This window comes from Vreelandella andesensis (assembly GCF_003989795.1).
In the GTDB taxonomy this organism is placed as follows: Bacteria; Pseudomonadota; Gammaproteobacteria; order Pseudomonadales; family Halomonadaceae; genus Vreelandella; species Vreelandella andesensis.
The window spans coordinates 264669-289368 of record NZ_RZHG01000019.1 but is presented as its reverse complement, the minus strand read 5'-3'; the positions used below and the strand labels follow the sequence as shown (position 1 = coordinate 289368).

Annotated in this window: 22 protein-coding genes; 7 read left to right on the top strand and 15 right to left on the bottom strand. The window is 53.6% G+C overall.

The window, feature by feature from the left end:
• Nucleotides 1-20: 20 nt before the first annotated feature.
• The 4 genes from ureC to ELY33_RS10920 are packed head-to-tail and all read right to left on the bottom strand — an operon-like array spanning nt 21 to nt 3308.
• Nucleotides 21-1736, bottom strand: coding sequence for an urease subunit alpha (gene ureC / locus ELY33_RS10935; protein WP_126947920.1), 1716 nt, complete (start codon nt 1734-1736; stop codon nt 21-23).
• Entirely contained in the window at nt 1733-2053 is a 321-nt protein-coding gene (locus ELY33_RS10930; protein ID WP_126947918.1) for an urease subunit beta, read from the bottom strand. The genes ureC and ELY33_RS10930 overlap by 4 nt, the downstream gene beginning before the upstream one ends.
• A 40-nt stretch (nt 2054-2093) precedes the next feature.
• Nucleotides 2094-2396, bottom strand: coding sequence for an urease subunit gamma (locus tag ELY33_RS10925; protein ID WP_126947916.1), 303 nt, complete (start codon nt 2394-2396; stop codon nt 2094-2096).
• A 27-nt stretch (nt 2397-2423) separates the two neighbouring features.
• A complete protein-coding gene (locus ELY33_RS10920) occupies nt 2424-3308 on the bottom strand; it encodes an urease accessory protein UreD (RefSeq protein ID WP_126948082.1) in 885 nt (294 codons plus the stop codon).
• 408 nt (nt 3309-3716) lie between these two features.
• Here ELY33_RS10920 and ELY33_RS10915 point away from each other — a divergent pair, with 408 nt between their 5' ends.
• From ELY33_RS10915 to ELY33_RS10895, 5 genes are all read left to right on the top strand, one after another.
• Nucleotides 3717-4685 carry a metal ABC transporter solute-binding protein, Zn/Mn family gene (locus tag ELY33_RS10915; RefSeq protein WP_126947914.1) on the top strand — a complete coding sequence of 323 codons (969 nt, stop codon included), beginning with the start codon at nt 3717-3719 and terminating at the stop codon, nt 4683-4685.
• Between the two features lie 23 nt (nt 4686-4708).
• Nucleotides 4709-5491 carry a metal ABC transporter ATP-binding protein gene (locus ELY33_RS10910; RefSeq protein WP_126947912.1) on the top strand — a complete coding sequence of 261 codons (783 nt, stop codon included), beginning with the start codon at nt 4709-4711 and terminating at the stop codon, nt 5489-5491.
• A 3-nt stretch (nt 5492-5494) separates the two neighbouring features.
• On the top strand, nt 5495-6589 hold the full coding sequence (locus tag ELY33_RS10905; RefSeq protein WP_126947910.1) for a metal ABC transporter permease: 1095 nt from the start codon (nt 5495-5497) through the stop codon (nt 6587-6589).
• Complete coding sequence (locus tag ELY33_RS10900) at nt 6586-7500, top strand: metal ABC transporter permease (protein ID WP_126947908.1); 915 nt, start codon at nt 6586-6588, stop codon at nt 7498-7500. Before ELY33_RS10905 ends, ELY33_RS10900 begins: the two co-directional genes overlap by 4 nt.
• Before the next feature lie 311 nt (nt 7501-7811).
• A complete protein-coding gene (locus ELY33_RS10895; protein WP_126947906.1) occupies nt 7812-8264 on the top strand; it encodes a hypothetical protein in 453 nt (150 codons plus the stop codon).
• A gap of 862 nt (nt 8265-9126) precedes the next feature.
• Here ELY33_RS10895 and urtE read toward each other — a convergent pair.
• The 10 genes from urtE to ELY33_RS10845 all read right to left on the bottom strand — a co-directional run bounded on the left by urtE (nt 9127) and on the right by ELY33_RS10845 (nt 21084).
• On the bottom strand, nt 9127-9837 hold the full coding sequence (urtE, locus tag ELY33_RS10890) for an urea ABC transporter ATP-binding subunit UrtE (protein ID WP_126947904.1): 711 nt from the start codon (nt 9835-9837) through the stop codon (nt 9127-9129).
• Nucleotides 9837-10673, bottom strand: a complete 837-nt coding sequence (gene urtD, locus ELY33_RS10885) for an urea ABC transporter ATP-binding protein UrtD (protein WP_126947902.1) — start codon at nt 10671-10673, stop codon at nt 9837-9839. The genes urtE and urtD overlap by 1 nt, the downstream gene beginning before the upstream one ends.
• Nucleotides 10670-11815, bottom strand: a complete 1146-nt coding sequence (urtC, locus tag ELY33_RS10880) for an urea ABC transporter permease subunit UrtC (protein WP_126947901.1) — start codon at nt 11813-11815, stop codon at nt 10670-10672. The genes urtD and urtC overlap by 4 nt, the downstream gene beginning before the upstream one ends.
• 3 nt (nt 11816-11818) lie before the next feature.
• Entirely contained in the window at nt 11819-13432 is a 1614-nt protein-coding gene (gene urtB / locus ELY33_RS10875; protein ID WP_126947899.1) for an urea ABC transporter permease subunit UrtB, read from the bottom strand.
• A 110-nt stretch (nt 13433-13542) separates the two neighbouring features.
• Nucleotides 13543-14895 (bottom strand): urea ABC transporter substrate-binding protein, encoded by a 1353-nt coding sequence (urtA, locus tag ELY33_RS10870; protein WP_126947897.1) that lies wholly within the window; start codon nt 14893-14895, stop codon nt 13543-13545.
• Between the two features lie 423 nt (nt 14896-15318).
• Complete coding sequence (locus tag ELY33_RS10865) at nt 15319-16818, bottom strand: tripartite tricarboxylate transporter permease (RefSeq protein ID WP_126947895.1); 1500 nt, start codon at nt 16816-16818, stop codon at nt 15319-15321.
• A gap of 49 nt (nt 16819-16867) precedes the next feature.
• Nucleotides 16868-17350, bottom strand: a complete 483-nt coding sequence (locus ELY33_RS10860) for a tripartite tricarboxylate transporter TctB family protein (protein ID WP_126947893.1) — start codon at nt 17348-17350, stop codon at nt 16868-16870.
• Between the two features lie 106 nt (nt 17351-17456).
• Complete coding sequence (locus ELY33_RS10855; protein WP_126947891.1) at nt 17457-18452, bottom strand: Bug family tripartite tricarboxylate transporter substrate binding protein; 996 nt, start codon at nt 18450-18452, stop codon at nt 17457-17459.
• Between the two features lie 181 nt (nt 18453-18633).
• Nucleotides 18634-19365 carry a response regulator gene (locus ELY33_RS10850; protein WP_126947889.1) on the bottom strand — a complete coding sequence of 244 codons (732 nt, stop codon included), beginning with the start codon at nt 19363-19365 and terminating at the stop codon, nt 18634-18636.
• A gap of 33 nt (nt 19366-19398) precedes the next feature.
• Complete coding sequence (locus ELY33_RS10845; RefSeq protein WP_126947887.1) at nt 19399-21084, bottom strand: ATP-binding protein; 1686 nt, start codon at nt 21082-21084, stop codon at nt 19399-19401.
• Between the two features lie 377 nt (nt 21085-21461).
• Here ELY33_RS10845 and ELY33_RS10840 point away from each other — a divergent pair, with 377 nt between their 5' ends.
• A complete protein-coding gene (locus tag ELY33_RS10840; protein ID WP_126947885.1) occupies nt 21462-23015 on the top strand; it encodes a BCCT family transporter in 1554 nt (517 codons plus the stop codon).
• 260 nt (nt 23016-23275) lie between these two features.
• Here the strand turns inward: ELY33_RS10840 and folK are convergent, their stop codons facing one another.
• Nucleotides 23276-23722, bottom strand: a complete 447-nt coding sequence (folK, locus tag ELY33_RS10835) for a 2-amino-4-hydroxy-6-hydroxymethyldihydropteridine diphosphokinase (protein WP_126947883.1) — start codon at nt 23720-23722, stop codon at nt 23276-23278.
• 203 nt (nt 23723-23925) lie between these two features.
• Here folK and ELY33_RS10830 point away from each other — a divergent pair, with 203 nt between their 5' ends.
• Complete coding sequence (locus tag ELY33_RS10830; RefSeq protein ID WP_126947881.1) at nt 23926-24672, top strand: SDR family NAD(P)-dependent oxidoreductase; 747 nt, start codon at nt 23926-23928, stop codon at nt 24670-24672.
• Nucleotides 24673-24700 lie beyond the last annotated feature (28 nt).

Genomic DNA, 24700 nt, shown 5'->3' with positions numbered 1-24700 from the left:
GCTCCTCGAACAAAATGGGCTTAAAAAAGGTGATAGCGCTGCGCCAGCGGCAGTTCGGTGGCAGGTTCGCAGGTGAGCAGCTCACCATCGCAGCGCACTTCATAGGTTTGCGGGTCAACGGTGAGTTCCGGGCAGGCGTCGTTAAGTTTCATGTCTGTTTTGCGCACGCCACGGACGTTTTTACACGCCGACAAAGGGCTTTGCAGACCAAGACGCTCTTTAATACCCGCATCAATCGCCGCCTGGCTGACAAAGCTGAGCCGGGTCTGGCTAGCCGCGCGCCCAAAGGCACCAAACATATAGCGGTAATGCACCGGCTGGGGGGTAGGAATAGACGCGTTGGGGTCACCCATCGGCGCTGCTGCAATCATGCCACCTTTAATAATCATCGCTGGCTTCACGCCGAAAAACGCCGGCTTCCAGAGCACCAGATCAGCCATTTTACCCACTTCTACCGAGCCGACTTCGTGGGCAATGCCGTGGGTCAACGCCTGATTGATGGTGTACTTGGCGATATAGCGTTTGGCACGGAAGTTATCGGCGCCCAGCGCCTCATCTTCCGGCAACAGGCCACGCTGTACCTTCATCTTGTGGGCGGTTTGCCAGGTTCTACAGATCGACTCCCCCACCCGACCCATGGCCTGTGAGTCCGAGGCAATCATCGAGATCACCCCAAGATCGTGAAGAATGTCTTCAGCGGCGATGGTTTCCCGGCGAATGCGTGAGTCAGCAAAGGCCACGTCTTCAGGAATGTTGGGGTCCAAGTGGTGGCAGACCATCAACATATCCAGGTGCTCGTCGATGGTGTTAACCGTATAAGGCCGCGTTGGGTTAGTGGAAGACGGCAGCACGTACGCTTTTGAGCAGGCGGTGATGATATCCGGCGCGTGGCCGCCGCCTGCCCCCTCGGTGTGGTAGGTGTGAATCCCGCGCTCTTTAAACGCCGCCAGGGTATCTTCCACAAACCCCGATTCATTGAGCGTGTCGGTGTGAATGGCGATCTGGACGTCATAACGCTCGGCCACGCTCAAGCAGTTATCAATCGCAGCCGGCGTCGTTCCCCAGTCTTCATGCAGCTTCAGGCCCATGGCACCTGCTTCCAACTGCGCTTCCAACGCTTCTGGAAGGCTGGCGTTACCCTTGCCCAAAAAACCGATATTCATTGGCATATCATCAACGGCCTGCAACATCTTACCGATATGCCATTCGCCAGGGGTGCAGGTGGTGGCATTGGTGCCGGTGGCAGGCCCGGTGCCACCCCCCAGCATGGTGGTAATGCCGCTCATCAGCGCTTCTTCAACCAACTGAGGACAGACAAAGTGGATATGCGCATCCAGAGCACCGGCGGTGAGAATCTTGCCTTCTCCCGCAATGATTTCCGTGCCAGGGCCAATCACAATCTCCACATCAGGCTGGGTATCCGGATTACCTGCCTTGCCAATCGCCGCAATGCGCCCGTTTTTCAGGCCTACATCGGCTTTAACAATGCCCCACCAGTCCAAAATCAGCGCATTGGTAATCACCGTATCCATCACCGTGGCATCCAGGCGCTGACTTTGGCCCATGCCATCGCGGATCACCTTTCCCCCGCCGAATTTCACCTCGTCGCCATAATGGGTCGCGTCTTGCTCAACCTCAATCCACAGTTCGGTATCGCCCAGGCGCACGCGGTCGCCCACTGTCGGGCCATACATATCGGCGTAGGCTTGCCGACTGATTTTGTTAACCGGTTTCATTGTTTACCTCCATCGAGCGCGCCCATCACTTCGCCACGAAAACCATAGATGTGGCGCTTGCCAACAAACGGAATCAGCGTGACGTCGCGGGTCTGGCCAGGCTCAAAGCGAATCGCGGTGCCCGCTGCCACGTCCAGGCGAAAGCCACGGGCTTTGCTGCGATCAAACACCAAGGCGGGGTTGGCTTCTGCAAAGTGATAGTGAGAGCCGATCTGAATGGGACGGTCGCCGGTATTGGCCACTTCAACGCTAATCCGTTCGCGGCCCACGCAAAGTTCAATATCACCGTCTTTTAACTGATACTCACCGGGAATCATCTGTTTGCTCCTTCGTCGCTGTGCTGTGAGGGGTTACCCTTCACACAATGGGCGTGTGAACGGTCACGAGCTTCGTTCCGTCTGGGAACGTGGCCTCTACCTGCACTTCATCCACCATTTCCGCTACGCCCTCCATCACGTCATCACGGCTGAGGATTTCACGGCCGTAGCTCATTAAATCAGCGACGCTTCTGCCATCCCGGGCACCTTCAATGATTTCAAAGCTGATCAGCGCAATGGCTTCGGGATAGTTGAGCTTCAGACCGCGTGCTTTGCGGCGTTCGGCAAGCTGGGCAGCAGAAAACAGCAGCAGCTTGTCTTTGTCTCGTGGGGTCAGTTCCATGGGGCATGTCTCCAGCTAAGCATCGAATTAGGTAAACCATATGCGCGGTGTGTGGGCCTCGCGCTCAATCCAGCGCGGGCGCAGCAGGTGCCAGGCCTGTTCACACAGCGCCCAGGCTTCATTACGGGAGTTTCCAAGGTAGCGAAACAGCAGTACGCCGTGGCGAACGGTCACCGCCCAACGTGGGTTGTCTGGCAGCGCCTCGCGTAATTCATCAATCGCCGCAGCGGCATCTTCCAGGCCGACCGCCCATAACGTCGCCTGCACGGTGGCGCCGCCCTGCCCCCAGCGGCCAATAAAACGCGGGTGAGCAGGGTCTAACGGTTGGCGCTCCAGCCACAGCGGTTTGCCATCCAGCGTCAAGCGAAAATGCTGTTCAATGCGGCCTGACACGTAGGGCAGTTCACTGGCCGGGCGACCCAGCGCCATGATTTCCCAGCCCAGGCAGCGGGCGCTGCCATGCAGCGCAATATGGGTGCGTTGGCTGCCTTTAGAGCCATCGAAGGCGATGGTTTCCTGAGGCAGCCATTCGAGGGTGCCGCCATCGTCTACGTTAAGCTCGGTATGTTGGCTCCAGGCCACGCCCTGGCTGTCGGCTTTATAGAGCTTGTTAGCCGCAGGCGTAGTGAGCAGTGCATGGGCATCGCGCTCAATGTGAGCGCGTATGGTCAGCGCATCGCCGCTGACTAACCCGCCGGGCGGATGCAGCACGTACACATGGCAGGCTTCAGTGCTGCCTTCTGGGTAAAACGGACGCTGCACCCGTAGCGGCCCCTGATGGCGCGCCTGCACCAACCGCGTAGTACCTTTGCGGTTAGCAAAGCGAAGTGCCAGCGATGCCGCCCAGTGGCGCTCGTCATCAAAGCGGTGACCTGAGCCAGCGGCAGATGTCGCAAGTTCACACAGAATCATGGGCGTATTCGCTTCTGTTAATAAATCTTTCATATTTAGGTGCAAGGAATGCGCCAAAATGGAAAAAAAGGCTGAAAGCGCTGGTGCGCAAGGAAACACACATCACCGCTACCCTTTTTTTGCACCAAAAATGAAAACTAAGAGGCTTACTGCACCAAAATTGCACACCTGTGTATTTTTTCACGCTTTGCGATCATATCCGCCCACTCAGACTGCTGGCCGTGGAGAGCTTAGACGGTACGTCGGATTTCTTGACATTCAACACACAACGCCAGAAACTTAGCCAAGGCTATACTTCTTGCTTAATGCAAATAAATTTCGTTTCGTCACATTGTTCATCACTCATCGACCTTAACTTCAATCTATCTCAACCTATCGTTTAAGCTAGTACTCCAACTGGAGGAAATCATGGCAACAAGATACGCAATCGCGCTAGCAAGCCTACTTCCACTAGGCAATTTCGCCTCCGCTGACGAGGCGCCGCTTAACGTGGTCGCGACCATTGGGATGATTGCCGATATTGCCCAAGAGGTCGGCGGTGAGTGCGTTAACGTTGACGCGTTGATGGGGCCGGGGGTCGACCCCCACCTTTACCAGGCCAGCGCCAACGATGTGGCGATGCTGCGAAACGCCGAGCAAATTTTTTACTCAGGTTATTCGCTGGAAGGCCAGCTGGGTGACGTACTGGAAAAGTTCTCCGAGCGCACACCAACGCTTGCCGTTGCCCCTGCCTCGATTGACCCCGCGTCGCTGATTACCGCGCAGGATGTCTACGGCATTGACCCCCATCTGTGGATGGACGTTTCTTTATGGGCGCAAACACTGCCCACGCTCAACGCAGCGCTGAGTGAAGCGCGCCCCGACTGCGCCGCGACGTTTGACGCCAATACCGAACGTTATCAGGCTCAGCTGCTTGCCCTGCATGAATGGGCGAAAGACAGTATTGCCAGCATTCCCGATGAGCAGCGCATTCTGATCACCGCTCACGATGCGTTTAGCTACTTTGGCCGTGCTTATGATATTGAGGTGGCCGGTATTCAAGGCATTAGCACAGAAACCGAAACGGGTATTGCTGATATTCGCAACATGACAGATATTGTCGTGAACCGTGCAGTTCCGGCGCTTTTCATCGAGAGCACCATCAACCCGCGCACGGTTCAGGCAGTGATTGATGCCGCCAAACAGCGTGGCCAGTCTGTCGAAATTGGCGGTGAACTTTACTCAGATGCCATGGGTGACCCGGATACGGTCGATGGCACTTACATGGGCATGATCTACCGCAACACCCAGCATATTGTCGAAGCGCTTGGCGGTACACTGGCACCGCTCCCCGATGAAATGAACGATTGGGCTAACGAGTGGAAACTCGCTCACTAATCATTCAATAAGGCACCGCAACAATGACGACACCTGTGACGACCGACACGGCGCTCAGTATTCAAAACCTGACCGTCAGCTATCATAACCAGCCCGTGCTTTGGGATATCAATCTAGATATTCCTACTGGCGTGATGGCAGGCATTGTCGGTCCGAATGGGGCGGGTAAGAGTACGCTAATCAAAAGCCTGCTGGGACTAGTACCGTCGCTTTCCGGCGAGGTCTTGGTGCATGGACGCGCCTACGCCTCGCAGCGCAAGCGCGTTGGCTATGTACCGCAGCGCTCAAGCGTTGACTGGGACTTCCCAACGACCGCGCTGGATGTCGTCACCATGGGGCTCTACGGTCGCTTGGGGTGGTTCCGACGGCCCGGGCGCAAAGAACGCTTGGAGTCGCTGGAAGCCTTGGAGATGGTGGGAATGAGCGCCTATGCTGACCGCCAGATCAGCCAGCTTTCCGGCGGCCAGCAGCAGCGGGTGTTTCTGGCCCGCGCGCTGGTGCAACAGGCCGATGTGTACTTTCTCGACGAGCCCATGGCCGGGGTCGATGCCACCACGGAGCGGGTCATTATTGACATTCTGCGCCGCCTGCGCGATGCAGGTAAAACGCTGATTGTTGTCCACCATGACCTGCAAACGGTACGCAACTACTTCGACTGGCTGCTGCTGCTTAACGTTCGCGTGATTGCCAGCGGCAAGGCCGAAGACGTGTTTAATATTGATCACCTTCGTCAGGCGTACGGTGGCCAGATTGCCTTGTTGAACGATAGCGACTCTCTGATGTTCGCTACCTCGCAGGTGAAATAACCGATGCAGTGGCTTGACCTTCTGTCTGACTACACCTTTCAAAACGTGGTGATCGGTGCCTCTCTGCTAGGGCTGATCAGCGGCCCGTTGGGCTGCTTTGCAGTGTTACGCCGCCAGAGTCTGCTCGGCGACGCCATCTCCCACGCGGCACTGCCCGGCGTGTGTTTGAGTTTCATCATCACCGGCAGCCGCGATATCAGCGGAGTGATCATTGGCTCACTGGTCACCGGCTCGTTAGCCGCGCTAACGATGCTATTACTGACCCGTAAAAGCCGCCTGAAAACCGATGCGGCGCTGGGGATCTGCTTAAGCATTTTCTTTGCTATCGGCATCGTGCTACTGACCTATATCCAGAGCACTAACAACGCCTCTCAAGGGGGGCTTGAAGCGTTTCTGTTCGGCCAGGCCGCCGCGACGCTGCGTTCGGATCTGTGGATAATGGGCGGTATCACCTTGGTCACACTCACCCTGCTCGCTGTCTTCTGGAAACAGGCCAAGCTGGTCACTTTCGATACGCAGTACGCACGCACGCTCGGCATGCCCACCACCGCCATCGAAGCCGTGCTTACCTGCATGGTGGCGCTGGCCGTGGTGGTCGGCCTGCAAATGGTCGGTGTGATATTAATGGCCGCTATGATCGTGGCACCAGCAGCGGCGGCCCGACAATGGAGCCGTCATCTAGGCGGGATGCTGGTGATTGCTGCTGGCATCGGTATTGTCAGTGGTGTTTCGGGAGCCACCATCAGTACTTTATCCCGCGGTCTGGCGACTGGCCCGCTGGTGGTTCTCAGTGCAACGACCATTGTACTTATCTCGCTGGCACTGGCGCCCGGCCGTGGCCTGCTGTGGGGCACCATCAAGCATTACCGCCAAAAAGAAGCGCTGCAAAAGCAGCAACTGCTCTACGCGCTTTACAAACATCCCCTTGCTTCTAAACACTATCGTGCAACCTTCGGCGCGCGCTGGGTGTTGGGCAAACTTAAACGCCAGGGCTACCTTGTACGCTCAACTGACGGTGGCAGCGGATGGAGGTTAACGTCGCGGGGAGAAAAGGCGGCGAAACAGGTGGTCGCCACCTTTGAGGAGGTCGCGACATGATCGCTGAATTACTGACCAACACGGCCCTGCCCATTATCCTGGTCGGTGCCATGGTGGGCATCGCCTCCTCGGCGGTGGGTACTTTCCTTGTTCTGCGTGGCAACAGCATGCTGACTGATGCGATTAGCCACTCGATTGTCTTTGGCATTGTGATTGTCTGGCTGCTAACGAAACAGCAGAGCGGGCTCGTACAGCTGGTAGGCGCCGCATTAGCCGGGCTATTAACCGTGTTCCTCACCGAGGCACTGGCCAACACCAAGCGGGTAAAACAGGATGCCGCCATCGGTCTGGTGTTCCCTGCGCTGTTCTCCATCGGCGTGCTGTTGCTTAACGTCTACGCCCACGATATCCATATCGACACCCACACCGTATTGCTTGGCGAGATCGGTTTTGTCTGGCTGGATACCATCGATCTGTTTGGCCTGCCCATTCCCCAGGCGCTCGTCTCGATGAGCATTATGACGCTGCTTAACTACGCGTTTATCGGCCTGTTCTACAAAGAGCTGAAACTTGCCACCTTCGACCCGGCGCTGGCAAAAACCTTCGGTTTTATGCCAACCATTCTCTTCTATGTGATGCTGATGCTCACCAGTTCGACCGCCGTCGCCGCCTTTGATGCAGTGGGTGCGGTGCTGTTTATCGCCTTTGCCATTGTGCCTGCTTCCGCCGCCTACCTGCTCACCGACCGGCTGTGGATGATGTTTATCATCGGCGCCCTCATCTCGATTGCTGCCAGCCTTTCCGGCTACTATCTCGCCGTTTACCTGAACGTTTCGATCGGCGGCATGATGGCGGTAATGACCGGCGTATTCCTGATACTCGCCTTCCTCGCCGGCCCCCGCTACGGCGTGATCACTCAGTACATGAAACGCCGCCGCGCCCGCGAAGCCCCCGTAGAGCCGCCTTTTTAACGCTCCCGGCGGCAGCGCGTGGCTCGCACAGAAGTAGAATCTATCATCCACGTGTCCAGTTCCATAAGTCCATCCTCACCTAACTTGCGCAGTAGGCAAGTATAGGAAGCAACGAATGCACTAACATGACTTTAGCCGCAAGGAAGATCTTGGCACCAAAAGTGCAAGAAGATTCAAAGCATTTTAAAAATCAAAAAAGTAACTTTTTGTTATACCAAAGATTATACTATTGACAACCTTAACTCCAAAGATATAAGTTCAAGATAGCTGCAAGATGGCATACGTAAAAGATCGAGAAGCGCTTTATAAAAATGAAAAGAATACAACTTAAAAAAACAATTAAGAAGATATTGCTAGATACATTACTTTGGCTCTCACTGCTTTTGCCGATTTTCCTTTTTGAAGAGATTTTTAGAAGTCAGTTTGATGCACAAGAGCTCACCGGTGGCGTTTATCGAGATGCGCCTATGGTTTATGTTACATTGAGTCTATTATTATCTGGTGTGTATCTTTGGCCAGCAAAACGTTATTTTTCACACTGGTGGTACAAAGTATTGGTTGTAGTGTTTTTTTGTATTTACTTTAAAGAAATGTGCACGCTAGTTAGCTGGGATTATCGATCCAATTTTGGCGCAACATGGCGGTACCAGGAAGTTTTTTATTCGCTAGTTGCTACACGCTGGTATTTTTATTTCATTGGGATAATAGCCGTTGGTATTCACGTTTTTTGCCACTATTTGTTAAGAAAAAACCAGGAAAAATAATTATAAAAAGAAGGGAGCGATTCTGAAAATTTCCAGCTCTAGTCTTCCTGGCGAATGAAACCCTTTTATTTAGTGAAAAATCCACTATTTCAATCGGCAAATCTATAAACACTATTTTTTATGCTCTTTTTGCAAAGACTCTATCGGAAATAGAATAATTCCTTGATCTGTTTTTTCGCCTCAGCAATGAAAACCAAGTCAAAATCTGTATAAATGGCTTTACGACCAACAATTCCAAGAAAGCCAGTCTCGGCAACAATATCAAAACAAAGCAAACCCGCGCCGTCACCGTGTCCTTCAAAAAGCTCAGGCTCTCTCTCCCATGGATAATTATCGATTATTTCGCACGCCTCAAAACGACGGTTGATAAATTTCTCATGGTTAATAAGCTCAGCGCCACCATTACGATATATTTAAAACGCCTTAATTAAACTCATCAACCATCTACTTTAAGCTAACACAAAGTATATCGCGGATAATTAATAACAAACTTGATAGCACGCTACTACCGAACAGTTTACATACCTCTCGATCAGATTTAGAAAAATAGTTAAAACCAGCCATATCCTTCTACCTTCTTATCTAAAATTTATTATTTAAGCTTGATAATAGTTAGGCGGATGCAGGCTTTGAGTGTGCTGCACTCAGAGTCTGCATTCGCCCTCATCAAAATCATTTCCTAATAAAAAAATGCTGATTTTTTGTACGAAAGTCTTATCTGCTAACTTTACTCAGACGGTTAGATATGCACAGATATCGTCTGCGAAATGCGATAAAGCGCTGCTTTGGCTAGCTTAAAGAATGACGGCAAAGGCGCTACCCTTCCAGCCCGACCCACGACTTTGAACCGGGTGTGGATAACTTAAACCGTCAGGTGCTGCTTGATCAGCTCGTTGGATAGCTCGGCGATCTCGCCTTTGGCGACCGGGCGACCGCGATCCATAATCACAAAGCGGTCAGCGTATTTGCGGGCAAAGGGCAGCTTCTGCTCGACCAACAGGACCGTCAGGCCATCTTCTTTGATCAGCTGGCGAATCACCTGGCCAATCTGCGCGACGATATTGGGCTGAATGCCCTCACCTGGTTCATCCAAAATCAGCAGCTTGGGCTCAATCACCAGCGCACGACCGATGGCGAGCTGCTGCTGTTGCCCGCCGGATAAATCACCGCCACGGCGATGCTTCATCTCTTTAAGCACGGGAAACAGCTCATAAACGCGCTCGGGAATTTTTTTCATACCATCGCCACGCGCCGCCAAGCCGGTACGCAGGTTTTCTTCCACGGTGAGCAGTGGAAAAATCTGCCGCCCCTGGGGCACAAAGCCAATCCCTAACCGCGAACGTGCTTCAACGGCTTTTTTGGTCAGCTCGATCTCGCCGTCTTTGCCGCTTTGATAGCGTAGCTGGCCGCTTTTTACGGCCACTTCCCCCATAACGGCCTTCATCAAGGTGGTTTTACCCACGCCGTTGCGGCCCATCACGCAGGTGCACTGGCCTTCCGGCACATCGAGATCTAAGTCCCAGAGCGTATGGCTTTCGCCGTAGAACTGGTTGAGCTTTTCAATCGCCAGCATTAGGCCGCCTCCTCGTCATCCGCACCTAAATACACCTCAACAACGCTGGGGTCGCTTGACACCTGATCCATACTGCCTTCCGCCAGCACGCTGCCTTGGTGCAAGACCGTCACTTTACGGGCAATGGAACGTACAAAGCCCATGTCGTGCTCGACCACCACCACCGACTGTTTACCCGCCAGGCCCGTTAAAAGCTCGGCAGTGCGTTCCATTTCCTGCTCGGTCATCCCGGCCACCGGTTCATCCACCAGCAGTAAACGCGGACGCTGCATTAACAGCATGCCAATTTCCAGCCACTGTTTTTGGCCGTGGGAGAGAATTCCCGCTGGCTGGAAACGCAGCTCGGTCAGGCCGATGGTTTCCAGCACATCATCAATGCGATCTTTGATCTCACCGGTCATCCGGGCGGTCAGCGTTGGCAGAATTCGCTTGTCAGCAGCCATCGCCAGCTCCAGGTTTTCAAACACGCTTAGCGCTTCAAATACCGTGGGCTTTTGGAATTTACGCCCAATCCCCAGGCTGGCGATATCCGGTTCATTCATCTGCAGAAGATTATGGCGGCTGCCAAACCACACGCTGCCTTCGTTAGGCCGTGTCTTGCCGGTGATGATGTCCATCATGGTGGTTTTACCGGCCCCGTTGGGGCCAATAATGCAGCGCAATTCGCCGTCATCAATGGTCAGGTTCAGGTTATTGATCGCCTTGAAGCCATCGAAGCTTACCGAGACATCTTCCATATACAGAATCGGGCCATGGCGCACATCGACCGGCGATGCCTGGGGGGCCATAAAATCAAACACCCGATCCCGCGTGGTTAGCGATTGCAACAAGCTCATGCGGTAGCCTCCTTGGGCGGGGTAACGGGTTTTTTGCGACGTTTAAGGTGAAGCAATAACCCCGCCACGCCCTTGGGTAGAAACACAGTGACCAGAACAAACATCGCCCCCAAGGCAAACAGCCAGGCATCGGGCATCACGCCAGTGAAAATGGTTTTGGCATAGTTGACTAAAATCGCTCCGATGACCGCCCCATAGAGGGTGGCACGGCCACCCAGCGCTACCCAAAGGACAATTTCAATCGAGAAAATCGGCGAGAACTCGCTGGGGTTGATAATCCCCACCTGGGGCACATAAAGCGCGCCAGCCAGGCCCGCCAGCATGGCGGAAACCACAAACACAAACAGCTGGAAGCGCTCGACCCGGTAACCAATAAAACGTGTCCGGGCCTCGGCATCGCGGGTTGCCACACACACCCGGCCCAGTTTGCTGGTAACAATCGCCCGACACAGGATATAGCCCAGCGCCAACGCCACGCCGGTGGCAATAAACAGCCCCAGGCGGGTGTCGTTAGTGCGCAGGTTGAAGCCCAGTAGCTCGCGAAAATCTGTCAGCCCGTTGTTGCCACCAAAGCCCATCTCATTGCGGAAGAACGCCAGCATCAAGGCAAAGGTCAGCGCCTGGGTAATAATCGACAGATACACCCCCGTCACCCGCGAGCGAAACGCCAAAAAGCCGAACACCAATGCCAATAACCCTGGCGCCAGCAGCACCATGGCAAAGGCAAACCAGGCCATATCAAACCCGAGCCAATACCACGGCAGGCTATCCCAGCTGAGGAACACCATAAAATCCGGCAGTATGGGGTCGCCGTAAGTGCCGCGGTCACCGATTTGGCGCATCAGGTACATGCCCATGGCATAGCCGCCAATGGCAAAAAATGCCCCGTGGCCCAGGCTCAGAATGCCCAAATAGCCCCATACCAGATCCACCGCCACGGCCAGCAGCGCATAGCTTAAGTATTTACCGAACAGGTTAACGGTATAGGCGTTCACATGCAGCGGATGACCTTGCGGCACCGCCAGGTGAAGCACTGTCACCAGCAACAGAGCGGCAAACAGCACGCCAAGGAAAATTTGCGTAGCCCGTTCGCCAAACGGGCGGGTTAGCCAAAACTGGCTTGAAGATGATTGCGTCATCATGGGTTAGCCCTCCGCAGCCCGGCCCTTCTGCGGGAAGAGTCCACGCGGGCGCTTTTGAATAAACAGAATGATGAATACCAGGACGATAATCTTGGCCAGCACGGCACCGGCCCAGGGTTCCAGCACCTGGTTGATAATGCCCAGGGAAAGCCCCGCCACCAGGGTGCCCCACAGGTTACCCACGCCGCCGAAAACAACGACCATAAAGGAATCAATGATGTAGTTCTGGCCCAGATTAGGGCCAACGTTGGTAAGCTGCGATAACGCAACGCCTGCCAGGCCTGCCACGCCGGAACCTAACGCGAAGGTCATAATATCGACCCGCGTGGCGCGAATGCCCATGGAGCGTGCCATGGCGCGGTTTTGGGTCACTGCGCGCACTTCAAGCCCCAAGCGCGTGCGGCGCATGATCAGCATCAGTGCGGCAAACACCACGAGCGCAAAACCGAGTACAAACATACGGTTGAGGGTCAGTGACAAAGCGTCGTTAATGACTAACGAGCCGCTCATCCATTCTGGTGTTATTACCGTGCGGTTCAGCGGTGAAATTAGCGTTCGCACCAACTGCTGCAGAATCAGGCTGATACCGAAGGTTGCCAACAGGGTTTCCAGCGGGCGGCCTTTGAGGAACTGAATAACACCGCGCTCAATCGCCACACCGGCTAACGCGGCCACCATAAAGCCTGCGGGAATCGATAGAATCAGTGCCAGCCCCGGCTGGCCGGGCAACAGCTGCTGCATCATCCAGGTGGTATAAGCGCCTAGCATGATCAGCTCACCGTGAGCCATATTGATCACACCCATCACACCAAAGGTGATAGCAAGGCCAATCGCCGCCAGCACCAACACCGAGCCAAGCGAAAGCCCGAAGTAGAGCGTTTCCAGGCCACGGTTTATTTTGATATTTTGCTCAATACTGACCAGCGCTTCATTAGCGGCATCGGCAATGATGGGGTCATCATCATTCGCTGCTCGGCTAAGTGCGACTCGAACACGCGGATGCAAACTGCCTTTCAGCGTTTCAACGCCTTCCAGTTCGCCGTTTTCAACCTGGTAGATGGCCAACGCCTGGGTAAGCCGACGCTTTACCTGGGTATCGTCTTCCGCAGCGATCAGCTCACCAAGCGGTTCGGCCAGCTCTTCGTCGACCTCTCCCAAAAGCCTGGTGGCCGAGGTACGGCGACGTTCAACATCTGGCGAATACAGATCCACCACGGCAATCGCACTGCGTAGCTGGTTGCGCAGATTGTTATTAATGCCAATACGATCCAGGTCTCGGCGGGACATCTCGCCCAGCGGTTCACCGGTCAACGCATCCGCAACAGGCCAGTCGCGCCCCTGGTTGTCGAGCACAACCACGAAACGGCCATCATCAGCGCGCTGCAAGCGACCATCCAATAATGACTGAAGCCAATCACGGGCGCGCTCGTCATCGCTTTGCAAAATAGCAATGATCGCTTCGCCTTTGGCAGGATAGGAACGCACGTCCAGCGCTTCTAGTAGCTCAAGTGCCGCTGCATCATCAGCATCGACAGTGGCGCTTGTTTGTGCCTGGGCGGTGACTGTGACGCTTAACAACAGCAGACACAGTAGCCCTAAGGAAAGAAAACGCCTCATGGGGTTCTTCCTTTAGTTAACAAAAAGGGGAGAGGTCGCATGCTCCTTACCGCGCCGCGCTTGAGTAAAGTGCGCGACGCGGCAAGGAAAGTGTTACTCAGAAAAAACGATTACTCAGCGAGGGCCGCTTCGGCTTCTTCTGCTGCGGTGCTACCACCACACGAGCCGTTCACCACGTTAAAGTTGCCGCACTCCATGGGCTTGCGCCAATCGGCAATCAAATCACGTGAACCAGGCAAGTAATCAGACCAAGCATCCCCTGCCACCGTAGAAGGCGTTTGCCAGACGATATCGAACTGGCCATTGTCCTGAATTTCACCGATCAACACGGGCTTGGTGATGTGATGGTTGGGCATCATGGCCGCGTAGCCGCCAGAAAGATTAGGCACGGCGACACCAATGATCGCGTCCTTCACCGCATCTACGTCGGTAGTACCCGCTTTACGCACGGCTTCAGCCCACATATTAAAGCCAATATAGTGTGCTTCCATGGGGTCGTTGGTGACCGCCATCTCATCGCCGGTATAGTCGATCCATGCGTCGATAAAGTCGTAGTTTTCATCAGTATCGACACTCATGAAGTAGTTCCAGGCCGCCAGGTGGCCGACTAGCGGGCCGGTATCGATACCGGTGAGTTCCTGCTCGCCTACGGAGAAGGCGATGACCGGGATATCAGCAGCGTCAATGCCCTGGTTAGAGAGTTCGGTATAAAACGGCACATTGGCATCGCCGTTCACCGTTGAGATAACGGCGGTGGGCTTGCCCTCTTCACCAAAGCGGCGTATTTCAGCCACAATGTTTTGCCAATCTGAATGACCAAACGGCGTGTAGTTGATCATGATGTCTTCATCCGCGATGCCATGCTCATCCTTGAGAAAGGCTTCGAGAATGCGGTTGGTGGTACGCGGATACACGTAATCGGTACCCACCAAGGCAAAACGCTCGATACCCACCTGGTTGATCAAGTATTCAACCGCTGGGATCGCCTGCTGGTTAGGCGCAGCACCGGTATAGAAGACATTTTCTGAAGACTCTTCACCTTCGTATTGCACCGGGTAGAACAGTAGGCCATTAAGCTCTTCGACCACCGGCAGGACTGCCTTACGTGAAACGGAGGTCCAGTTACCGAAGATCACATCGACTTCTTCCTGCGCCAGCAGCTCCCGAGCGCGCTCGGCAAATAACGGCCAGTTAGAAGCGGGGTCGACCACCACGGCTTCAAGCTGGCGGCCAAGCAAGCCACCGGCGTCGTTCTGCTGTTCAATCAGCATCTCAACGGTGTCTTTAAGCACCGTTTCACTGATCGCCATGGTGCCGGAGAGAGAATGCAGGATACCGACCTTGATGGGGTCGTCATCCTGGGCAACGGCCTGTGCACTGGCCCCCATGACGGCGGCGGTGATTAAGGCAGTAGCGAAACGGGCAACGGTACGAGGGTGTGTCTTGCGCTGTAATGTGGTCACTTGAATCTCCTTGCGCCCCTTTTACGGGGCTCGTTATTTGAGCTTCGCGGCCAAGCCTACCCGTTATGTAACGTGGGGACGGGCATTACTGGGCTTGGTGCGTCCACTAGCTATTAACTTTTGCAAGGTTTGCGCCACACTATAAATAGAAAGATTAAAAATATTAAAATCAAAAGGTTAGATTAGAAAAAAGTAACCACCTCCTCACATGTCGCACTATTGTGACGCGTTGACGCTTAAAAAATGCACGCTGTTTATGCACCATAACGGCACCTCGCACCAATAGTGGGTTTTCTGTTTCCCATATCTGTTTATCTCGTCTACTTTCATCGTCTATTTTTATTACCTGTTGCTATTTTCTTTTTTTCTTTCGCAAAAAAAGCGCCCTAGAAAACTAGGGCGCTTTGTGCTTATACACGTATTCTATTTAGCGGAAACCACACGCTCATTGCGGCGCGTTTTCAGTAGCGGTAAACCAAGTGACAGCAAAGCAATTACCAGCAGCGACAGTGAAATCGGCTTGTCGATAAAGGTCGTCCAATCACCGCCAGAAATCTGTAGCGCGCGGCGCATGGACTCTTCCAAGATATTGCCAAGAATCAGCGCCAGAATAAGCGGCGCAGCGGGGAAGCCGAACAAGCGCATCCCTAGGCCAACCAAGCCAAAGCCAAGCAACAACAACAGGTCAAACACACTGAAACTCATGCCGTAGACGCCGATCATGCAGAAGATCAAAATGAGCGACAAAAGCAGCGGCTTGGGCAGATCCAGAATCTTGGCGATTAACGGAATCAGCGGCAGGTTAAGTACCAACAGAAAGATATTGCCGATATACATACTCGCGACCACACCCCAGAACACATCCGGACGCTGTTCAAGCATCATCGGGCCGGGATTAACCCCCATCACCAACAGCGCGCCAAGCAGTACAGCAGTGGTGCCAGACCCCGGCACGCCCAAGGTTAACAGTGGTACAAACGAGCCGGTACATGCTGCATTATTCGCCGCTTCCGGCGCGGCCACGCCTTTGATGTTGCCTTTACCAAAGGTATCGCCGTCTTTGGCAATGCGTTTTTCCATGCTGTAGCCAAGAAACGAACCAATGGTCGCACCTGCGCCCGGCAGCACGCCGGTAAAGAAGCCCAATACGGAACTGCGGCCAACGGGTCCTGCTATCTGTTTAACTTCGCTGCGGGTCAGCTTCAACGAGCCAATGGCATTACGCGGCGCTTCTTTTCCACCGCCACCGCGCAGTAACATGTAAAACACCTCGGCTAAGGCGAAGATACCCAGTGCGACAACCAGAAAATCAATACCATCGAGCAGGTGAATCGAGCCAAAGGTAAAGCGCTCGGTTCCGGTTTGCATATCAATCCCGATAATCGAGATCATTACCCCGATAACGGCAGCAATTAAGCCTTTGACGAGCGACTTATCGGATAGCGATACAACGGCTGTTAGGCCCAGCACCATCAGCGCAAAGTATTCAGCAGGACCAAAGCTCACCGCAACTTTGGAAAGCAGTGGCGCAATCAGCATCAGAAAGACAACGGATACCGTGCCGCCAACAAAGGAGGAATAAGCAGCAATGGCCAGCGCTTTACCTGCCAACCCTTGCTTGGCCATCGGGTAGCCGTCAAACGAGGTCGCTACCGTTCCCGCTACGCCAGGGGCATTAAGCAAAATAGAGGAAGTGGAGCCGCCAAAAATAGCACCGTAGTACACCCCAGCCATCAAAATCAGCCCTGAAGAGGGCTCCATAGCGAATGTAATCGGGATCATCAGCGCCAGCGCGCTGATCGGCCCAAGGCCGGGCAACATGCCAATAATGGTGCCAGCAAAGACGCCAGCAAAGACGTAAGCGATATTGATAGGCTCAAGCGCGATGCCAAAGCCGTACATTAGATTGTTAAAGGCATCCATGGGTGTGTCTCTCTTTTAAACCCGCTAACAGTGGGCAAGCGCGGCCTAGTTAAAACGGCAGCACGCCAGTGGGTAGGTAAACATCCATTACCCGCGTCATGGTCAGATACAGCGCCAGCACGACCCCAAGCGATGTTGCCAGGTTGACCCCATGGCGGCGGTAGCCGTAGTAAGCGGTTAAGCCAACACACAGTAGCGTCGAAGCCAGCACGAAGCCTAGCGGCACGAGTAGGAATGCATAAGCAGCAATGGCGATGGCCGTCACAATCACCCGCGCCCAAGGCGTTAGCAGCACCGGTCCTTGGGTTTCGACTTGATCAATCTGGTCGGCGCCCGCAATAGGACCGGGGCGCTCAAAAAACAAACACGCCGACAGCAACAGCAAGGAGACACCTAACACTTTTGGAAACAGATCAGAATCTACCGGGCGAGGCAAAGGAAAATTTGGAATTTGCCAAGCCATTGCCAGATAGGCAGCTGCTACTAACGCCAACACAAGCGCTAGCCATTGGTTGGTATTGAATCGAGTCATGGGGAAGCTCTCCGAAGGCGTCGTTGCTGTTCAGCATTGATCCTTGCGGTATCAGACGGAAGATCCCGGCGGCATGCTGCCACCGGGGTGCCTCTAGGACGTGCGCTTACTGGCGCATCAGGCCCAGGTCGGTCAAAACGCTGCTGAACTGCTCTTGCTGCTCATCCAGGAAAGTTGCGAAGGCATCGCTATCCTGGTAGGCATCAATCCAGCCCAGTTGGTCACTAGCTTCGCGCCATGCGTCAGTTTCGAGCATCTCAGCGAAGAGCGTTTCGTAGTATTCAACCGCCTCTTCAGGCATTTCTGGCGCACCCATTACGCCACGCCAAATATCGAAGGTGTAGTCGTAACCCTGCTCTTGATAAGTGGGTACTTCGGCCAGTCCGCCGCCCAGACGCTCTTCAGACGAAACGCCTAGCGCGCGCAGCTGGCTGCCTTCGCCTAACTGGCCTACCGCTTCACCAGCACCACCAATCACTGCCTCGATGTGGCCGCCCATCAGGTTGGTCATGGCGTCACCACCACCCGAGAAGGGAATATAGTTAACCGATGAGGCTTTCATACCTGCTGCAGAAGCAAGACCAGCGACAGAAATGTGATCCATGGAGCCCGGTGCACTACCCCCGCCCACGCTTAGGCTGGGGTTGTCTTTCAGCGCCGCGAACAGGTCATCCAGGTTTTGATACTCGGAATCGGCTGACACCAAAATAATCGAGTAGTCGGTATTGATGCGCGCAATCGGGGTGAAATCAGTGTGGTCGTAACGCGAGGCACCTGCCAGGGGCACTAAAATCATCGGCGGGCTGGTAGCGAAAAGTTTATGCGGATTGCCGCTATCACGAGCTACCTGAGCCCAAGCAACTGCACCGCCGCCACCAGGCACGTTAATAGCAGCAAAGCTTTCGTCGGCCAGCTCCTCTTGCTGAATAACGCGGGACATAGTACGTACTAGCGTGTCCCAACCGCCGCCTGGGTTGGCTGGGGCAACAAATTCAATTGAACGGCTCGGCGTCCACTCTTGAGCGTTGACAGACGTCGTCATGGCAAGGGCAGCCATGGGTAAGGCAAGCACGGCAAAGTGCTTAAGGGAAAGCGTGGTCATGGGCGTTCTCCACATTCGCTATATTGTTGTATTAGCAATGTTGTTATAGGGGGTTGTTGACGTATCTTAGTGTGGGTACACACGCCACATTAGAAGACCGCTACCCATAGCGACAAGCTTATGAACATTAATGGCAAAACGTGCTTTTTGTGCGTTTTGTTCATTTTGTTCACACCCCAATTTACAGCGCCTCTAGCCGAGTCTGGGAGACGTCCAGCAGCCGATAGCGTCGCTCTGGCCGACCAACATCACCATAACCAATTTCTGCGTTAACCGCTTGTTCAGCAACTAAAAACTCTAAATAACGCCGCGCTGTTGAACGACTTGCTCCCATTGATTGCGCCACCTGCATCGCCGTTTGGGAATCACGCTCGGCTGCAAGTGAATCCACCACACAACGCAGGGTCAGGCGGTCGATGCCTTTGGGCAACGTCTTCGCGGCTAACCGCTGAGGTTCACCTGGCCGCAAACGAGCCAGCACCTGATCCAGCTCGTCTTGACTCATTTCCGCCCGATTCGCTAACGCCTCTCGCTCGCGGCGAAAACGCGTCAGCATCTGCGTCATACGTGTTGCTTCAATCGGTTTAATTAAATAATCAAAGACGCCGCCGCGTAACGCTTCGCTGATGGTTTCTACTTCGCGGGCGGCGGTCACCATAACGATATCCACATGGACATAGTCGCGACGGATAGCCCATAACAGCTCCAGACCTTCCACATCAGGCAAGTAAGCATCCAATAAAATCAGCTGGATAGCGTCAGCATGCTGGGCCATTAGCACCTTTGCTTCGCTGCCATTGCGTGCCAACCCCACCACGTAAAAGCCGTCGCTCTGCTCAATAAAGGCCTTGTGGATATCAGCAATGCGAAAATCGTCTTCGACGACCAAAATACCGTATTGCGTCGTAGACATAGTCATTCCTCTTACTGTCGTCGTTATTATGATTTAGGACATCGTGGCTAGTTGATCGCAAAGTGAGCGATCCAGCACAGCAATAAAGCACGCACCACCTAATTCGCTCTCTTCCAGTGTTACCTCGCCACCGTGCTGACGGCACAGCCGCGCGACCAGCGCTAAACCAATGCCGCGGTGCTTACCGGTTTTGGTAGAAAAACCGTCTAGAAAGATCGATTCCGCATGCTCACTAGGTACGCCGGGGCCGTTATCTTCTACTTCAACCAACAACTGCTCTCCCAGGTCCGTAAAGAACAGGCGAACTTTCGGGGTATCGCTGTTTGGTCCATTAAGCGCTGCATGGCAGGCATTATCTAATAAGTTGCCCACAACGCTCATCATTACTTCTTGCCCAGTTACCGTGAGCGGGCAGGAAAGCGAGCTCTGTTCATCAATTTCCAACGCCACGCCCAGCTCTCGGGCTCGCGTTAATTTACCCAACAAGGTACCGCTGAGTACCGCGTCGGCGACATGGCGCATCAAAAAACTCATTTGCGCCTGAGCACGTTCGGGTTCGTGATGGATCAGCGCTAGCGCCTCGTCAACACGGTTAAGCTGCAAGAGTCCGGAAATCGTATAAAGCTTGTTGGAAAACTCGTGAGCCTGGGCACGCAGCATATCGACATCACGGCTTGCCCGATTAAGTGCTTGTGAAAGATCAATAATTTCACGGCGACTACGAAACGTCGCAACAGCACCTTCTATCTCGCCTTCGTGCAGAATAGGCACGCGATTCGCCACGACAGGATGGTCGCCCAACCACATTTCCTGATCAAACTCCTGCTCACCGTGCTTTAACACCTCATTTAAACGTGAGTTGGGCACCACCTCAAATATCGGCTGCCCCAGCAATACCTGTTCATCCGATAACCCCAGAAAGCGTCGTGCCTGCTGATTTACTAAGGTGATCTGGCCCTCGCGGTTAACCGCCAGAATACCTTCATGAATAGATTGCAAGATGGCCTCTTTTTCCATGGCCAAGCGCGCTATTTCATAAGGCTCCAATCCAAGGATGACTTTTTTAAGATGCTGCGACAGCCAATACGCGCCAGCAAATCCCAGCAAAATCATCAGTGCTACCAGGGCCCAACCCAAACTGGTGTAGCGGGCCACATCCATATCCACCCGTTCAAGCATGAAGCCCACCGACACCACGCCGATGATGTTGCCTTCTTCATCCCAAATGGGCGCTTTACCCCGCATGGCACTCCCTAACGTTCCGGTAGCTTCCGATACGTATGACTGACCAAAAATCAGCGCTTGGTCATTATCCCCACCCACCATTGGCTGGCCGATACGCTCAGGAACTGGATGCGAGTAGCGAATCGATTGGGCATTACCGACCACCACATAGCGGGCACCGGTCTCGTGGCGAACTCGTTCAGCAAGCGGTTGAATAATTAGCGAAGGGTTAGGTGTCGAGAAAGCATTCACAATTTGCGGCATACCCGCCACGGTCTTAGCCACGGCCAGCGCTCGCTCGCCTATTTGGTGAGTGATAATTTCAGCTTTACGGTGGTTCAGGTAAGTGCCTTGTGCCAATAACATACCCGCCAACAGCAGGCCAACCAGCAGCATGACCTGTAGGCGAAAGCTTCGCTTGTACCAGCGGCGTTTGGAACGAGTGCGTCGCCAGCGCTGTAATTCAGCTAGCATGCGGGGGCGGGGGACGGTCATAAAGGAACTCACTTAGCGCGACAGCGTTATTATGGCATGCAGCGCCAAGCGGCGTTAGCCGTTGCGCTTTTTCGATTACATGCTTAACCAGCTGACTAGCAATCGTTTCAGATAGTTACGATAGCCTTCATGCTAATCACAATGGTGCATCGCCAAGACACCGCGCACCATTTTCATGCAATTTTTCTTTCATTATTAGACCTTGGTCTATACTTGCGATATAGTATTGCCAGTTTCCTGTCCTTGCGCCATTCAATGAATGGCGCTTTTTTTTGTTTCGAAAATCGAGTGTATGTGACCGTTAAGCTTACACACGCACGATTTTGTTAGGCTCAATACCCTGTTTACTCAATCCCCATCAAACATAGGTGTTCTTAATGAACCAACCTGCACCCGCTAGCGAGGGTTCTTCGCGGTTTTCCCTCGGCGACCCCATTGTACTGGTGCTGAGCATCGGTTTTATCGTGGCGTTTCTTGCGCTCTCCTTTTACGACATTGATCTTGTCGCCAGCTCAATTAGCACAGGCTTTGCCTGGACGGCGTTAGTGCTAGGCAGCTACTTTCAGTTGCTACTGTTACTGACCTTTTTTATTGCCATTGGGCTGGCCGTTACGCCAGCAGCGAAAGCCAAGATTGGCAATCTCGATGCACCAGAAATGAGCACATTTAAGTGGCTATCGATCATTCTGTGCACATTGCTAGCCGGCGGTGGCGTCTTTTTCGCCGCCGGAGAGCCGATATATCACTTCGTGGTAACACCACCGGCCTTTGATACCGAAGCAGGTACAGCCGACGCTGTATCAAGCGCCCTTGCCCAATCGTTTATGCACTGGGGCTTTTTAGCCTGGGCAGTACTTGGCTCGCTAACCGCCGTGGTACTCGCCCACGCCCATTACGTAAAGGGCCAACCGCTGCAACCACGCACGCTGCTTTATCCTGTTTTTGGCGAGCGCCTTATGCGTGGCCCGCTAGGCGGCGTAGTGGATGCCTGCTGCGTTATTGCATTAGTAGCGGGCACCGTCGGCCCGATTGGGTTTCTGGCCACTCAGGTCAGCTTTGGTTTGCATGAGCTATTCGGTCTCCCCGAAGGCTACACAGGGCAGCTCATTATCCTTGCAGTACTTGGCTGCATTTACGTGCTCTCTTCCATGAGCGGTATCCATAGAGGCATCCAGCTGCTCAGCCGCTTTAATGTACTGCTAGCGCTTGCCATTGGCGCGATCATTATTGTGTTTGGACCTACACTGTTTTTGGTTAACACCTACGTATCGAGTATGGGCGCTTACGTGAGTGAGTTCTTCACCATGGCAACCATGACCGCAGACACCGCCCCCGCCTGGTGGATGAAGTGGTGGACCGTCTTTTTCTTTGCGTGGTTTATTGGCTATGCACCGCTAATGGCGATTTTCGTGGCACGTATTTCCCGGGGGCGTAGTATTCGCGAGATGATTCTTGCCGTGGCGATACTTGCTCCCATTGCGACCACCGTGTGGTTTACCCTGCTTGGTGGTTCGGGTATTTATTACCAGCTCACCGGTGTGATCGATCTGACAGAAGCGCTGAATAACTTCCAGTTTGATGTAGCGACACTTACCGTCGCCCAAGCGCTTCCCGGCGGGACCTGGATGGCACTGGCCATTCTGCTACTGACCACGATTTTTGTGGCCACTACAGGTGATTCAATGAGTTACGCCATTGCGGTAGTGGGTGCTGGTCATGATGACCCAAGCCCTTACATGCGTGCTTTTTGGGGGATTGCCATGGCGCTAATGGCGGCAGTGCTACTGTATATGGGCGCTGGTCAGATTGGTGCTTTGCAGCAATTTATCGTGATTACCGCGATTCCCGTTTCATTGATTTTGCTACCATCGCTGTGGAACGGCCCGCAAGCTGCCTACGCGATGGCGCGTGAACAAGGCATTATTGAGTAACAGCTTACTGTCATAACTTTTTTGTCATAACCCTTTTGTCATAAACCTTTCGGCAGCCGCAGAGTTATCTGTGGCTGCTGGCTGACTGCCACGCAGATTATTCTGCATAAAAGGCATCAGATTTGTGTTTAAGCTTAGCAACGCGCCCCTCCGAGGAAGGTTAGGCCCTCTAGCCATGGGAGGCCACACTGCTATTATCGGCCACTAAACACACATCAACTAAGTACACATCCACTTGGTACACATCAACTAAGCACACATCATGAATGCTCTCGCTGCTTAAGCGTTCGGCTACTGGCGGCGAGCACCTCATCTACCGGGCGACGCACGTAGCTGTGTTGGTAGTACCCTTCATCAACGATGTCACCGTTCCACGCCACAATATCCAAATCCATGGTTCTTGGTCCTGATTTAATCGGACCACGCACACGTCCAAGGCGATTTTCTACCTCTTTCAAGTAAGCACGAAAATCATCGTGTTCAAGGGGTGTGCGCACGAGCAGCGCCGCGTTCAGAAAGTCTGGCTGTTGTTGATAGCCAACCGGGGCTGTGCGAATTGCCTCAGAGCTTGCTATCAGCTCACATTCGCTGCGCAAAATAGTGAGTGCTTCGTGAAAGTGATGCTCCGGCTCAATATTGGTACCAAGAGAGATTAAGCATTCATGGTAAGCGGTATCGGGCGTAGTGTTCGACGACGAGAGTGGCATAGCTGCATCCTTGTCTTAGAGGCTCTATTCTTGGAGACGTAACCCGAGAGCAGTAGTCGTGTCACATTGATCACCAGTAAGATTAGCTTGCCTGTTATTTTGTTCAAGCTCTGTACAAGATATTGACAAACGCTACGCTCACGCAGAAAGTCATGCTTCACACTGCATACGCTGAAACGTTAATCCACTGTGGGGAACCTTGCATGAGCTCATCAGCTGCACTTGTCACCGGCGGCGCGACACGCTTGGGGCGCTATTTCGCCGAAGCCCTGGCAGATAAGGGCTATGATATTGCTTTACACGTGAATAGCTCACGTGGCGAAGCCGAAGACGTAGCTAAAACGATTCGCGCCAAAGGCCAGCGCTGCGAAATAGTGCCGTGCAATTTCTTGAGCGACTCTCTTGAAGAGCTCGTGACCACTGCTAAACAGCACTTCCCCGGCCTTAATGTGCTGCTTAATAGCGCCTCTGCCTATGAACCTGCCCCCATTGCAAGCACCGACTTGGCCATGCTGGAAACGCAGTTTAGGGTTAATATGTTTACACCGTTGCTGCTCACACGGCACTTTGCAGACGCCGTTGATAAGGGTCAGGTCATTAACATCATTGACAATAAAGTGGCCTACCACCAGTACCCGTATGCAGCGTATTTACTGTCGAAAAAGAGCCTTGCCGATATGACGCGTATGGCAGCGCTAGAGTTCTCGCCACGCTTGCGCATTAACGGCATTGCCCCTGGCGTGGTGCTGCCTGCCTCCCAGCGTACCAGCGACTATATCCAATGGCGTATTGAAGGTATTCCCGTTAATCACCAGGGCGACCCAGCTCACCTTGTACAAGCTTTGCACTACTTATTAGACAATAACTTCGTTGCAGGTCAAATTCTATTTGTCGACGGCGGCGAGTCGATTAATCTGGAAGGGCGTCATTCCGAAAACTATCTAGACTAAATTATCCCACTCCTTCAAAAAACTGGGG